Origin of the sequence: Actinomadura rubrobrunea NBRC 15275, assembly GCF_001552235.1 — a bacterium.
Classification (GTDB): Bacteria; Actinomycetota; Actinomycetes; order Streptosporangiales; family Streptosporangiaceae; genus Spirillospora; species Spirillospora viridilutea.
The window spans coordinates 1-13452 of the sequence record NZ_BCQU01000060.1 but is presented as its reverse complement, the minus strand read 5'-3'; the positions used below and the strand labels follow the sequence as shown (position 1 = coordinate 13452).

At 73.4% G+C, this 13452-nt stretch carries 12 protein-coding genes; 5 read left to right on the top strand and 7 right to left on the bottom strand.

Annotated elements, in window-relative coordinates; translation table 11 throughout:
* Window positions 1–314: 314 nt before the first annotated feature.
* The 3 genes from AR3_RS18775 to AR3_RS18765 all read right to left on the bottom strand — a co-directional run bounded on the left by AR3_RS18775 (window position 315) and on the right by AR3_RS18765 (window position 2740).
* On the bottom strand, window positions 315–893 hold the full coding sequence (locus tag AR3_RS18775; RefSeq protein ID WP_067915533.1) for a TerD family protein: 579 nt from the start codon (window positions 891–893) through the stop codon (window positions 315–317).
* 71 nt (window positions 894–964) lie between these two features.
* Window positions 965–2092, bottom strand: a complete 1128-nt coding sequence (locus AR3_RS18770) for a DUF475 domain-containing protein (RefSeq protein WP_067915532.1) — start codon at window positions 2090–2092, stop codon at window positions 965–967.
* A gap of 69 nt (window positions 2093–2161) precedes the next feature.
* Entirely contained in the window at window positions 2162–2740 is a 579-nt protein-coding gene (locus AR3_RS18765) for a TerD family protein (RefSeq protein ID WP_067915531.1), read from the bottom strand.
* Window positions 2741–3016: 276 nt separating this feature from the next.
* Here AR3_RS18765 and AR3_RS18760 point away from each other — a divergent pair, with 276 nt between their 5' ends.
* Entirely contained in the window at window positions 3017–4264 is a 1248-nt protein-coding gene (locus AR3_RS18760; protein WP_067915530.1) for a molecular chaperone DnaJ, read from the top strand.
* A 30-nt stretch (window positions 4265–4294) separates the two neighbouring features.
* Here the strand turns inward: AR3_RS18760 and AR3_RS18755 are convergent, their stop codons facing one another.
* The 4 genes from AR3_RS18755 to AR3_RS18740 all read right to left on the bottom strand — a co-directional run bounded on the left by AR3_RS18755 (window position 4295) and on the right by AR3_RS18740 (window position 10119).
* The gene (locus AR3_RS18755; RefSeq protein WP_067915554.1) at window positions 4295–4750 is read right to left on the bottom strand and encodes a YbjQ family protein; all 456 of its coding nucleotides are present in this window, start codon (window positions 4748–4750) and stop codon (window positions 4295–4297) included.
* A 190-nt stretch (window positions 4751–4940) separates the two neighbouring features.
* On the bottom strand, window positions 4941–6086 hold the full coding sequence (gene rpoD, locus AR3_RS18750; RefSeq protein WP_067915529.1) for an RNA polymerase sigma factor RpoD: 1146 nt from the start codon (window positions 6084–6086) through the stop codon (window positions 4941–4943).
* A 72-nt stretch (window positions 6087–6158) separates the two neighbouring features.
* Window positions 6159–8054: a DNA primase gene (gene dnaG / locus AR3_RS18745; RefSeq protein WP_067915528.1), complete on the bottom strand. Its 1896-nt coding sequence runs from the start codon at window positions 8052–8054 to the stop codon at window positions 6159–6161.
* Between the two features lie 499 nt (window positions 8055–8553).
* Window positions 8554–10119: a M20/M25/M40 family metallo-hydrolase gene (locus AR3_RS18740; RefSeq protein ID WP_067915527.1), complete on the bottom strand. Its 1566-nt coding sequence runs from the start codon at window positions 10117–10119 to the stop codon at window positions 8554–8556.
* Between the two features lie 486 nt (window positions 10120–10605).
* Between AR3_RS18740 and AR3_RS18735 the strand changes: the two genes are divergently transcribed.
* The 4 genes from AR3_RS18735 to AR3_RS18720 form a co-directional block, all read left to right on the top strand.
* Window positions 10606–10908, top strand: coding sequence for an urease subunit gamma (locus AR3_RS18735; protein WP_067915526.1), 303 nt, complete (start codon window positions 10606–10608; stop codon window positions 10906–10908).
* A gap of 31 nt (window positions 10909–10939) precedes the next feature.
* Window positions 10940–11251 (top strand): urease subunit beta, encoded by a 312-nt coding sequence (locus tag AR3_RS18730; RefSeq protein WP_067915525.1) that lies wholly within the window; start codon window positions 10940–10942, stop codon window positions 11249–11251.
* Window positions 11244–12968 (top strand): urease subunit alpha, encoded by a 1725-nt coding sequence (locus tag AR3_RS18725; protein ID WP_067915524.1) that lies wholly within the window; start codon window positions 11244–11246, stop codon window positions 12966–12968. Before AR3_RS18730 ends, AR3_RS18725 begins: the two co-directional genes overlap by 8 nt.
* Before the next feature lie 14 nt (window positions 12969–12982).
* A partial coding sequence (locus tag AR3_RS18720) for an urease accessory UreF family protein (RefSeq protein ID WP_281179281.1) occupies window positions 12983–13452 on the top strand: 470 nt, incomplete at its 3' end.

Genomic DNA, 13452 nt, shown 5'->3' with positions numbered 1-13452 from the left:
GCATCGGCGCCGACGGTCGGCGTGGGCCGCCGCGGTTTCGGACGCCCACGGACACATCAGATCATGTCCGGTAACGAGCGGCACCGCCGATGCGTTCCCGCACCGGCGCCCCCCGGTGCGCGCGAAGCGCTTGGACGCCCCGTCACCGACGAAGCCGTCGGCGATGCCGTGACCGGCGTGCGGCGGATCGGTGATCGGCGGCGGACGCGCCCGTCACGCCTCCCGAACGGCTCGCGCCACGCTGTCTCCGAGGCGTTCAGGGCGGCACGCGGGAGGGCCGGGCGCGGCTCGGCGGCGCGCCCGGCCCCCGGGCGTCACAGGTGCGCGGAGACGACCGGGAGGAGATGCTGGAAGGTGCGGCCGGTGGCGGTGGCGCCGATCGCGGTCATCGCCCAGCCGCCGCCCTCCCGGGAGACCTTCGCCATGATCTGGGCGTTGTGGTGCCCGGAGCCGCTCAGGTCGTAGCGGGCGATCTCCTGGCCGGTGGTCTCGTCGACCAGGCGGCAGAAGGCGTTCTTGATCTGCGAGAAGTCCTGGCCGGTGAAGGAGTTGACCGTGAACACCAGCTGGGCGACGCCGACCGGGACCGCGGTCAGGTCGACGGTGATGACCTCGTCGTCGCCCTCCCCCTCCCCGGTGAGGTTGTCGCCGGTGTGCAGCACCGAGCCGTCCTTGCTGCGCAGCTGCCGGAACCAGACCGCGTCGACCAGGTTCCCGGCGGCGTCGAACAGCAGGCACGAGGCGTCCAGGTCGATGGTCTGGGGCCGCAGGCGGCCGAACAGCCCCTTGCGGGGCGCCGCGTCCCAGCCCAGGCCCATCCGTACGCGGGTCAGTCCGCCCCCGCCGGGTTTGGCCAGGGAGACCTTCTGCCCCTTCTGCAGCGAGATCGACATCGTCGGCTCCTTCGCGTGGAGGTGCGGGGTACGTCTCGGACCCGGGCTCGACCGCGGCCGCCGACTCGGGCTCAGACCTGGGTGGAGTGCAGCTGCTGTTTTCCCTCGCCGGCCCCCTCGGCCCCGGCCTCGGACTCCGCGCGCCGGTTGCGCATCACCGAGGACAGGAACGCGGCGATGATCAGCCCGGCCCCCAGCCCGCCGGTGATCCACTCGGGCACGTGGTGGCCGACGCCGATCAGCATGCACACCGCCAGCGCGCCGATCGCCCAGTGCGCGCCGTGCTCCAGGTACACGTACTCGTGCAGGGTGCCCTTGCGGACCAGGAACACCGTGAGCGACCGGATGTACATGGCGCCGATGCCGAGACCCAGCGCGATCACGATCGGGTCGGTGCTGATGGCGAACGCGCCGATGACGCCGTCGAAGGAGAACGAGGCGTCCAGCACCTCCAGGTAGAGGAACAGGAAGAAGCCCGCCTTGCCGGTGGCCACGGCCAGGTCGCTCGGCCCGCGGCGCGCGGGCGCGGCGGCCTGATCCCCGGCGTCCTCGTCCTCGTCGTCGGAGTCGACGCCGCCCGCCTCGGAGAACAGCTCGCCGAGGCCGTTGACCAGCAGGTAGGTCAGCATGCCCAGCACCCCGGCGATCATCACGTCGCCCGGGTCCTCGGCGACGTAGTTGGCCACCGCCACCAGCGCGCCGCCCGCCACGACGACGGCCAGCTGGTTCAGCTTGCCGATGCGGGCCAGCGGGGCCTCCAGCCACGGCAGCCACTTGTCCGCGCGCTCTTCGAAGACGAACTCCAGGAAGAGCATCATCAGGAACATGCCGCCGAACGACGCGATCGTCGGGTAGGCCTCGCGCATCAGCTCGTGGTAGCGCTCCGAGTCGCGCAGCGCCAGGTCGAACGCCTCGATCGGCCCGAGCGAGGCGGTGATCCCCACGATGACCAGGGGGAACACCAGCCGCATGCCGAACACGGCGATCGCGATGCCGACGGTCAGGAAGATCTTCTGCCAGAACGGGGCCATCCGCTCCAGCACCTTGGCGTTGACGACGGCGTTGTCGAAGGACAGCGAGATCTCGAGGACGGCCAGCACAGCCACCAGCGCCAGGCCCACGCCGCCCCCGTAGAGGAAGGCGACGATCAGACCGAGGACCGTGACGGCGAAGGACCACCCGAAGGTGCGAAGAATCATGCCCGTATTTCTGCTCGTTGGGGAGAACCGACGATCGAAGACCGGCCGGACGGCGCCGCGGCCGCCGGCTCAGCCGACGTTGACACCGAAGTCCATGGCGATGCCGGCCAGTCCGGAGGCGTACCCCTGGCCCACGGCGCGGAACTTCCACTCGCCGCCGCGGCGGTACAGCTCCCCGAAGACCATGGCGGTCTCGGTGGAGGCGTCCTCGGTGAGGTCGAACCGCGCCAGCTCGGTGCCGTCGGCGCGGTTCACGATGCGGATGAAGGCGTTGCGCACCTGCCCGAAGTTCTGCCCCCGCGCGTCGGCCTCGTAGATCGACACCGAGAACACGATCCGCTCGCAGGCCTCCGGGACGGCCGACAGGTCGACGTTGATGACCTCGTCGTCGCCCTCGCCCTCGCCGGTCAGGTTGTCCCCGGTGTGCTCCACCGAGCCGTCGGGGCTGCGCAGGTTGTTGAAGAACACGAAGTGCCGGTCGGACAGCACCTTGCCGTCCGCGCCCAGCATCAGCGCGCTGGCGTCCAGGTCGAAGGCGGCGCCGGTGGTGACCCGCACGTCCCACCCCAGCCCGACGGCGACGGCGGTCAGGCTCGGCGCGGCCTTGGTCAGCGAGACGTTGCCGCCCTTGGCGAGTGACACACCCATGGTCGGTTCACTCCCTCGTCGGAGACTCGTGATCAGGCGGGGATGGGATGCCGTCCCCGATCGGACTGACGCCCACGGTGCCTCCATCATCGCTGGCTGTCGGCGCCGGTGCACGCCGCGCCGTCCTAACGCTTCCCTTATCCGACGATGCAGCGATGCTATCCGTTCCCCGCGCGACGGTCGGCTCCCCGGGTGACGACGGGGAAGGTGCGGGCCGGAAGGTGTACGGCACGGACGGACGGCGGCGACACTGGAGCGGAACGAAGGGAGGCACCGTTGCTGGGAGCGGGGGACGCCCGCCGCCGGGGCCGGGGAGCGCAGGCGGCGGCGGCCGCGGCGGCCGAGGCCCGGGACGCGGCCGCCGCGGCGTTCTACGAGATGGACCAGGCGCAGAAGTACGTCGAGGGCCGGATGACGCTGTTCGCGGACCTGGACGGGACGGCCGCCGCCCCGATGCGGGCGGAGTTCGAGCGGATCGACGGCGACGCCGACGCCGCCGCGGCCGGCTACATCGCCATCGTGGACGCGCACGACCTCAGCGTGGAGCGCACCCCCGCCGAGTACGACGCGGCGCGCCGCGCCTTCATCGCCGCCGCCGACCGGATCAGGGAGGTCACGGCGCGGCTCGACGGGTTCGCCGAACGGCTCGCTCCCATGATGGAGCGGCTGGAGGCGCAGCTCGACCGGCTGCCGCCGCGGCTGGCCGCCGCCCGGGACGCGGTGGCGGCCGCCGACGCGGCCGTGGCGCGGGCGCGCGAGGCGGGCTTCGACGCCGCCGAGGCGGAGGCCGAAGCGGCGCGCGCCCGCGCGACGCTGGAGACGGTGAGCGCGCCCGGGCTCGGCGGGCTCGGCCTGGCCGGGGCGATCGACGCGGCCGAGGAGGCGCGGCGGATCGCCGAGCGGGCCCGCGAGGCCGCCGAGGAGCTGCCCCGGCAGGCCGAGAAGGTTCGGCACGGCATCACCTCGGTGCGCACCAGGGCGGACGCGGTGGCGGGCCGCGTGGAGACGGTGCGGCAGGCCATGCGGCGGCTGCTGCGCGGCTACACGCAGGCGTGCTGGCAGGATCTGCGCGGCGCCCCGGAGGCCGTCGAGGCGGCCGTGGAACGCGCCCGCGAACGCCTCGCCGAGGCGGCGGCGCACGCGGACCGCGCCGAATGGCGGCGGGCGCAGCAGGCGCTCACCGCCGCGCGCACGGAGCTGAACGCCGCCGACCGCCGGGCCGGCCAGGTCACCGAGAGGGCGGCGCGGCTGGAGGAGGCCGCCGCCGACCCCGGCAAGCCCGCCGAGGCCGCCCGGTTCGCCGTCCGCGACGCCCAGCGGCTCGCCGTGACCGGCCCGGGCGGCCCCGCCCCGCATCACGCCCGCGCGCTGGACGCCCTGGTGGAACGCCTGGAGAAGGCCCCGGAGCTGCTGACGGGCGTCCACCCGGACTACTGGGCCTACCTGCGGGAGCTCGACGCGATCAAGACGGCGGCCGGCGACGTCGTCGCCCGCATCCGCGCCGAACGCGCCGCCGGCTCCTGACCGCACGCGGGGCGGGCGCGTCCGCGCCGGTCAGCGGGGGCGCTCGTGGACGCCGATGGTGAGGTTGCGGGCGGCCACCGGCGGGCCGCCGGGCTGCGGGTCCCCGTACGGCGGCATCTGCGGCACGGCCTGCGACCGCGGCGCCGCGGCCTGGTCGCGCGGGGCGCCCGCGGCGGCCTCGGCCCACACGGCGGTGCCGTAGGCGCACACCTCGTGGCCGCCCGCCGCCAGCGGGACGGAGTCCAGGCGCATGCCCACCACCGCGTTGGCGCCCTTGCGGCGCGCCTCCTCGCCCAGCCGCTCCACCGCCTGGCGCCGGAGCGCGGCCAGTCCCGCGCCCGGCCGCTCCCCCGTCACGGGGAAGGTGCCGCTGGCCCCGCCGGCCGACGCGCGTGCCTGATCGGTCTGGACGGCGACCCCCATGACCTCCCCGAGCACGCCGCGGATCTCATGCCCGGCGAGTCCGTCAGTCGTCACGATCAGCATGGCCACCACCGTAATCGAGCGCGGGGAGACTTGGGCGGTTATGCCCTGCTTGTCCGGTGGTGGCCCGGGGAGGCGGCGCGGCCCCGTGAGACCGCGGCACGCCGCGTCCGGCGGAGGACCCCGGTCCCGTCCCCGCGGCCCCTCCGCAACGGCGACGCCGGCCGGGCGCCGCGCGCCCGGCCGGCCCGCTTCAGTCCAGGTACTCGCGGAGCATCTGCGCGCGAGAGGGGTGGCGCAGCTTGGCCAGGGTCTTGGACTCGATCTGCCGGATGCGCTCCCTGGTGACGCCGAACTCCCGGCCGACCTCCTCGAGGGTGCGCGGATGGCCGTCGGTCAGCCCGAAGCGCAGCTGGATGATGCGCTGCTCTCGTTCCGACAGCGTGCCCAGGATGTCCTCGAGCTGGTCCTGCAGCAGGATGAACGCCGCGGCCTCGATCGGCACCACGGCGTCGGCGTCCTCGATGAAGTCGCCGAGGTCGGAGTCCTCCTCCCCGATGGGCGACTGCAGGGACACCGGCTCCTGGGCGATGCGCTGGATCTCCACGACGCGGGCCGGGGGCAGTCCCATCTCGCGGCCGATCTCCTCGGGGGTGGGTTCCCGGCCGAGGTCCTGGTGCAGCTGGCGCTGCACGCGCACCAGCTTGTTGATGGTCTCCACCATGTGCACCGGGATCCGGATGGTCCGGGCCTGGTCGGCGATCGCGCGGGTGATCGCCTGGCGGATCCACCAGGTGGCGTAGGTCGAGAACTTGAACCCCTTCGTGTAGTCGAATTTCTCGACCGCGCGGATCAGTCCGAGATTTCCCTCCTGGATCAGGTCGAGGAACAGCATGCCGCGGCCGACGTAGCGCTTGGCGATGGACACCACCAGGCGCAGGTTGGCCTCGATCAGGCGTTGCTTCGCACGCGCCCCCTCGCGCGCGAGCAGTTCGAGGTCGAGCCGTTCCATCGGGGAGAGGATCGCGGTGTGCCGCAGCTTCTCCTCGGCGAACAGGCCCGCCTCGATCGATTTCGCGAGTTCGACTTCATCTTCTGCCGTGAGCAGCGGTACGCGCCCGATCTCCCGCAGGTAGATCCGGACCAGGTCGCTCGTCGGCGCCCGCTTGCCGAGGTCTCCCTCATCCGCTCGCGTGACGTCCTCGGCCTCCTGCGGAGACTCGAGGACCTCAACCCCCTGCTCTGCGAGCATCCGGACGACCCGCTCGAGGGAGTCGTCCGGCAAGTCGGAGCGATCGAGAGCCGCGGCGACGTCGTCGACCGTCACACCGCCGCGCTCCCTGCCGCGCGCGACGAGGTCCGCCACCTGGTCAACCGATGGCGCTTCGCTTGGCAGCACCGAAGGGCCCACGTTGACCAGTCTGCGTCACGAAGGGCCTAGATCACAGGACCCATTTTGCGGTCCCGCGGCTCACTGTGAGCCAAGCCCGCGCTCGCGCAACTCCCGTCTCTGCTGCTCAAGCGCGACAAGATCGCCGAACAGCCGGTTGTACTCCTCGACCTGCTCGGCCGGATTCAGCCGCGCGAGTTTGGACTTGATATCGGCGATCAAGCGCGTGACCTGGCGTTCCTTGATCCGGGCCAGCAAGTCCGCCGCATATCGGTCATCCGAATCGCCGGCGAACAGCACGGGCTCCACCGCCAGCCGCGTGATCAGGTCTCTGACCTGGTCGTTCGGCGCGTGCTCGCGCAGCAGGGCGGCCCATTCGGCCGCCCCCACCGGGACGGTGACGCCGCCCGCGGCCGCGATGACCTGCCGCACCGCCGCGTGCGGCGGCGCCAGGAAGTCCTCGGCCGGGATCTGGTCGAACTCCGGGCCGAGCACGGCCGGACGCTGCACCGCCAGCTTCAGCAGCTCGCGCTCGCGCTGCACGTCGGGGTCGTGGGGATCGTAGGACGGCCGCTGCCGCTCCGCCGGCCCCCGGGCGCCCCCGGCGGCCGCGCCCCCGCGGCCGTTCGTCCGCGCGCCCGGCCGCTGCCGCGCCGACAGCTCGCGAACGCGGCGCAGCACGAACTGCTCGTCCATGATGCCGAGCCAGCGGTCCAGGCTGATGGCGTACATCTGCCGCAGCGCCCGGTCCTTGATGGACGCCACCACCGGCGCCGCCGCGTCCAGCGCCGCCAGGCGGCCCTCCGCGGTGTCGAGGTCGTACCCCTCGATGCGGCTGCGGATGGCGAACTCGAACAGCGGCAGCCGGGAGGCCACCAGGTCGCGCACCGCCGCGTCGCCGTACCGCACCCGCAGGTCGCACGGGTCCAGGCCGTCGGGCTGGACGGCGACGAACGTCTGGGTGACGAACCTCTGCTCTTCGTCGAACGCGCGCAGCGCGGCCCGCTGCCCGGCCGAGTCGCCGTCGAAGGTGAAGATCACCTCGCCGCGGAACTCGTCCTGGTCCATGAGCAGCCGGCGAAGGATCTTGATGTGCTCGGCGCCGAACGAGGTTCCGCAGGTGGCGATCGCGGTGGGCACGCCCGCCAGATGGCAGGCCATCACGTCGGTGTAGCCCTCGACCACCACGGCCTGGCGGCGCCGGGCGATCTCCTTCTTGGCCAGGTCGGCGCCGTACAGCACCGATCCCTTGTGGAACAGCGGCGTCTCGGGGGTGTTGAGGTACTTGGGGCCGTCGTCCTCGTCGTACAGCTTGCGGGCCCCGAACCCGATGACGTCGCCGCTCAGGTCGCGGATCGGCCAGACCAGGCGGCCGCGGAACCGGTCGATGGGGCCGCGCCGCCCCTCCCGGGCCAGCCCGGCGGCGACCAGGTCGCGGTCGGCGAAGCCGCGCCCGCGCAGGTGCCGCACCAGGGCCTCCCACTCGCGCGGGGCGTAGCCGACCCCGAAGCGCTCGGCGTCGGCCGCCTCGAAGCCCCGTTCGGACAGGAACTTGCGGCCCGCGAGCGCCTCCGGCGAGGTCAGCTGCTCGGCGTAGAACTCCGCGGCCGCCCGGTGCGCCTCGATCAGCCGGGCGCGCTGCCCGGCGTCGCGCCGCGGCGTGTACCCGCCCTCCTCGTAGCGCAGCTGGATCCCGGCCTTGGCCGCCAGCCGCTCGACCGCCTCGGTGAACGACAGGTGGTCGATCTCCTGGACGAACTTGATGACGTCGCCGCCGTTGGAGCAGCCGAAGCAGAACCACAGCCCGCGCGCGGGCGTGACGTTGAACGAGGGCGTCTTCTCGTCGTGGAACGGGCACAGGCCCTTGAGATTGCCGCCGCCGGCGTTGCGCAACTGGAGGTACTCCCCGACCACCTCGGCGATCGGCGAACGCTCCCGTACGAGTGCGATGTCCTCGTTGCGAATCCGCCCGGCCACGGCGGCGAGTCTAATCCTTCGGCCAGACATCCCGGGCCGAGCGCCACCAAGCGGTCCCGCCGTCCACCGCCCGCACGCGGTGCGCGCCCTGCCCGGATCGATCGTCCGGGGGTGTGGAGCCGGCCGAGGTGCGCCTGAGCCGCCCTGCCGCGGCGGCGCGCCCTGGACCGCAGACCGCTCGGCGGGCGAAGACGACGCTCAGGGGCGCGCTCGACAGCGCCCTCGGACTCTCCCGCTCACCGGAACGCGGCGCCTTCCCGGCGGCAGCCGGCCACCGGAGGCGGCGTGACCGAGGTCGCGGTGGCCGGATCTCGGTGCCCGACCGGCGGGATTCCCGTCCCGGCAGACGTATGTCTTCGTCCGCCGGGACGGGGCGCGCTCGGTGGTGCGGTTCGACGGCGACAGGCGCACCGCCGAGATCGTTTTCGACCGGGCGGGCCTGGAGTGGGCTACCCCTCCCTCGGTCGGCGGGTCGTCCCCAGCCCGGTCGGCGCGGCGGTCACCGCACCCTGAAGCGGTCGAACAACCGGTACATGAACTCGGTGCCCTGCTTGAGCGCCTCGACGGAAATGCGCTCGTCGGTGCCGTGCATGGTGACGAGCTGGTCGTTGTCCAGGACGTACGGGTAGACGCCGTATCCGGGGATGCCGCGGGAGGTCCACGGGTACAGGCTCGTCCCGGCCTCGAACAGCGCCGGGGCGAACACCGCGTCCGGGTAGGTCTTCCGGGCCGCGTCCTTGATCGCGGCGAACAGCGGCGTGTCGATGGACGACGGCGGCCGGGCGAAGGCCTCGTCGAGCCGCTTGAGCGTGTCCTCCTCGCTCTCTCCGGGCTCGCCGACGAGCTTCACCGTCACGTCCCGGCCGTCGAGCAGCCCGCGCACCTGCTTCAGGAAGTCGCGCGGCCGCTGCCCGCCGGGCACGCCCCGGCAGTTGATCCGCAGGGTGGCGGTGGACGGGATGACGTTCTCCTTGTAGCCGGCGTCCTCGATGACGAAGGCGTGCGTGGTGCGCAGCAGGGCGCGGTGCAGCCACGGGTAGGGGCTGCGGCTGACCACGACGGCGGCGGCGCGTTCGCGGGCGGCCTGGCTGCGGGCGGACAGCATCAGCTCGATGGCGCGGCGGAACGCGCGGTCGTCGGTCGCGCGGGCCAGCGCGGCGAAGTATTCGCGGGTGACGGGCGTGAGGGCGACCGGCGCGAGCCAGCCGTCCAGCTCGGCGACGGCGCGCGACAGCTTGGCGATGGCCGAGTCGGGGTTGGGCTTGGACGAGTGGGTGGCGGTGCCGTCGGCGACCAGGTCGAGGTTGAAGTAGACCTTGTCCTGCCGGGTCACGGTGATCAGCATCGGGGTGCGGCCGTCGCGCTGGGCGAGGAACCAGCCGCCCTCGGTGAGCACCATGCCGGCGTTGATCTTGTCCCAGTGCCGTTCGGCGAGCCAGCGCGACCCGTACGGGCCGGCCTCCTCGTCGCAGTCGGTGAGGACGATGATGTCCCGGTCGAACCGCGCGCCCTCGTCGAGGTGGCGCAGCAGGGCGGAGATGAACGCGGCGTTGGCGCCCTTCATGTCGAGCGCGCCGCGTCCGTAGATCTCGCCGTCCTCGACGACGCCCGCGAAGGGGTCGACCGACCACTTGGATCGCTCCACCGGGACCACGTCCGAGTGCCCGAGCAGCAGCAGCGGGGGCGCGGCCGTGGCGCCCTCGATCCGGGCGATCAGGTGGACGTTGTCCCGTTTGGGCGTCGGGATGATCTCGGCGGACACCCCCGCCGACTCCCAGACCGACTTGAGCATCTGGGCGTGCGGGAGCGTCACGCCGCCTTCGCCGTGGTTCTGGGTGTCGTAGGCCAGCATCTTCTTCAGCAGGGCCAGGGGGTCCAGGTCGGCCGGATCGACGCCGGCGGGCGCGGTGCGGGCCCCGGCGGGGGCGCCGGCGAAGGTCTCCCCGGCGGCCAGGCCGCCGGCCAGCAGCACGGCTCCGGCGCCGGCGCGGCCGAGGAAGGTCCGGCGGGTGAGGAGGGCGGGCGGGTCGTAGTCGGGCTCCCGGGAGTCGGTCGTCGTCGCCATGATTCTCCTCCATTCCGGTAGGGGTATCCGGAAAACGGGCCGGATACGCCCCGGGCGGTCCTGGTCGACGTACGGGGGCGGCGGACGCGGCGCCGCCCGGCGGGACGTTGGCGGGGTCCCCAGGGGTTACATCGTCGGGGTCGGACAGGGGTCGGCGTCGGACTGGCGGGACGCGCGGCACCGGCGGCGGCGCGTTCGGCGGTGTCCGCGCCGGGCCTGCGCCTGGAGGTCGTCGGCGGTCTGCTTCACACCGTTGATCGTCTTCGTCCCGGCGATCGTTACTCCGGACGCCGCGGCGTCCCCGGCGTATCCGCGCGCACTGCCGCCCGGATTGCGGACACACCAAAATGGGGAATGCCGATTTGCTTTGATCGGGTTTTGCGCGCGCGCGTCAATTCCCGCGTCGCACCGCCCCACGTGAAATGCATGTTAAAACCGCAATACCCGCGTTCCCGAACCGGTCAGACCGGCAGTAACGTCCGCATTGTGCTGATCACTCCACACGAGCAGGAGCGCCTGCTCATCCACGTGGCCGCCTCGGTGGCCCGCGAGCGGCGGGCGCGCGGGCTGCGGCTCAACCATCCCGAGGCGACCGCGATCATCGCGGCGCACATTCTGGAGGGCGCCCGCGACGGGCGCACCGTGGCCGAGCTGATGGAGTCCGGCCGCACGGTGCTCACCCGCGACGACGTCATGGAGGGCGTGCCGGAGATGCTGGATTCGGTCCAGATCGAGGCGACGTTCCCCGACGGCACCAAGCTCGTCACCGTCCACCGGCCGATCCCATGAGCGGCGGCCCGTTGATCCCAGGGGAGGCCCGTTGATCCCAGGGGAGATCGTCCCGGGCGGCGAGCCGGTGGCGCTGTCCCCGGGACGCCCTCGCATCACCGTCACCGTCCTCAACACGGGCGACCGACCGGTGCAGGTGGGCTCGCACTACCACTTCGCCGTGGCCAACCCCGCCCTGCGCTTCGACCGGGACGCGGCGTGGGGGCACCGGCTGGACGTGCCCGCCGGGACCTCGGTCCGCTTCGAGCCGGGCGTGACCCGCGAGGTGGCGCTCGTCCCGCTGGCCGGGCGCCGCGTCGTCCCCGGACTGCGCAAGGAGAAGGCGGGAGCGCTCGATGACTGAGCTGTCCCGGGCCCGCTACGCCGAGCTGTACGGGCCGACCGCGGGCGACCGCGTGCGGCTCGCCGACACCGACCTGTTCATCGAGGTCACGCAGGACCTGGCGCGCGGCCCGGACGGCGCGGCGACCGGCGACGAGGCGGTGTTCGGCGGCGGCAAGGTGATCCGCGAGTCGATGGGCCAGTCCCGCGCGACCCGCGCCGAGGGCGCCCTCGACCTGGTCGTCACCGGCGCCGTCGTGCTCGACCACTGGGGCGTGGTCAAGGCCGACGTGGGCGTCCGCGACGGCCGGATCGCCGCGCTCGGCAAGGCCGGCAACCCCGACACGATGGACGGCGTCCACCCCGACCTGGTCATCGGCCCGACCACCGAGGTGCTGGCGGGCAACGGCAAGATCCTCACCGCTGGGGCGGTCGACTGCCACGTCCACTTCGTCTGCCCGCAGCTGGCCGCGGAGGCGCTCGCCGCCGGGGTCACCACGCTGATCGGCGGCGGCAGCGGCCCGGCCGAGGGCACCAAGGCCACCACCGCCACCGGCGTCTGGCACCTGCACCGCATGCTCGAGGCCATGGATGCCTGGCCGGTGAACGTGGCGCTGCTCGGCAAGGGCAACACCGTCTCCGAGGAGGCCCTGTGGGAGCAGCTGCGGGCGGGCGCCGCGGGCTTCAAGCTGCACGAGGACTGGGGCTCCACGCCCGCCGCGATCGACGCGTGCCTGCGCGTCGCCGACGCCTCGGGCGTGCAGGTGGCGCTGCACTCCGACACGCTGAACGAGGCCGGGTTCGTCGAGTCGACGCTCGACGCCGTCGGCGGACGGTCGATCCACGCCTACCACACCGAGGGCGCGGGCGGCGGGCACGCCCCCGACATCATCACCGTGGCGGCGCACCCGAACGTGCTGCCCTCGTCCACCAACCCGACGCGCCCGCACACCGTCAACACGCTCGACGAGCACCTGGACATGCTCATGGTGTGCCACCACCTGAACCCGTCGGTGCCCGAGGACCTGGCGTTCGCCGAGTCCAGGATCCGCCCGACGACCATGGCGGCCGAGGACGTCCTGCACGACCTGGGCGCCGTCTCCATCATCGGATCGGACTCGCAGGCGATGGGCCGGATCGGCGAGACGGTCATCCGCACCTGGCAGACCGCGCACGCGATGAAGCGCCGCCGCGGCGCCCTGCCCGGCGACGGCGCGGCCGACAACCTGCGCGCCCGCCGCTACGTCGCCAAGTACACGATCAATCCGGCGATCGCGCACGGCCTGGACGGCGAGATCGGCTCGGTCGAGCCGGGCAAGCTCGCCGACCTCGTCCTGTGGGACCCGGCGTTCTTCGGCGTGCGCCCGCACGCCGTGCTCAAGGGCGGGATGATCGCGTGGGCGGCGATGGGCGACGCCAACGCCTCCATCCCCACCCCGCAGCCGGTGCTGCCGCGTCCCATGTTCGGCGCCTCCCCCGCCGCGGCGGCCGCCACGTCCCTGCACTTCGTGGCCCCGGCCGCGCTCGACGCGGGGCTGCCGGACCGCCTGTCGGTGCGCCGCGCGTTCGCCCCCGTCAAGGACACCCGGCGGCTCGGCAAGGCCGACCTGCCGCTGAACGACGCGCTGCCGCGCATCGACGTCGATCCCGACACGTTCACCGTGACGGTGGACGGCGAGGAGATCGAACCCGCCCCGGTCGCCGAGCTGCCCATGGCGCAGCGCTACTTCCTGTTCTGACGGACGAGCCGGTGATGGCCGAGATCCCCGCCGCGCTGCTCCTGCTGGCCGACGCGCGCCTGCCCGCGGGCGGCCACGCCCATTCCGGCGGTCTGGAGCCCGCGGTCGCCGCGCATGCCGTCACCGACCTGGCGGACCTGCGCGACTTCCTCCACGGCCGCCTCGCGACGACCGGCCTGACCGGCGCGGCCCTGGCCGCGGCCGCCTGCGCCTATGCCGCCGCCTATGCGCCCGACGCCGACATCCCGCCGTCCGGCGACGGCTCCGCGGGCGGCCGCCGGGGTTGGCGGGGTCTGGACGCGGAGGCGGACGCGCGGACGCCGTCGCCCGCGCAGCGGCGGGCGTCGCGGGCGCAGGGGCGGTCGCTGGCGCGGGCGGCGCGGGCGACGTGGTCGCATCCGGGGTTGGACGCGCTGGCGGCCGAGGTGCGCGCGCCGCACCATCCGCTGGTGCTCGGGGCGGCCGCCGCGGCGGCGGGCGGCAC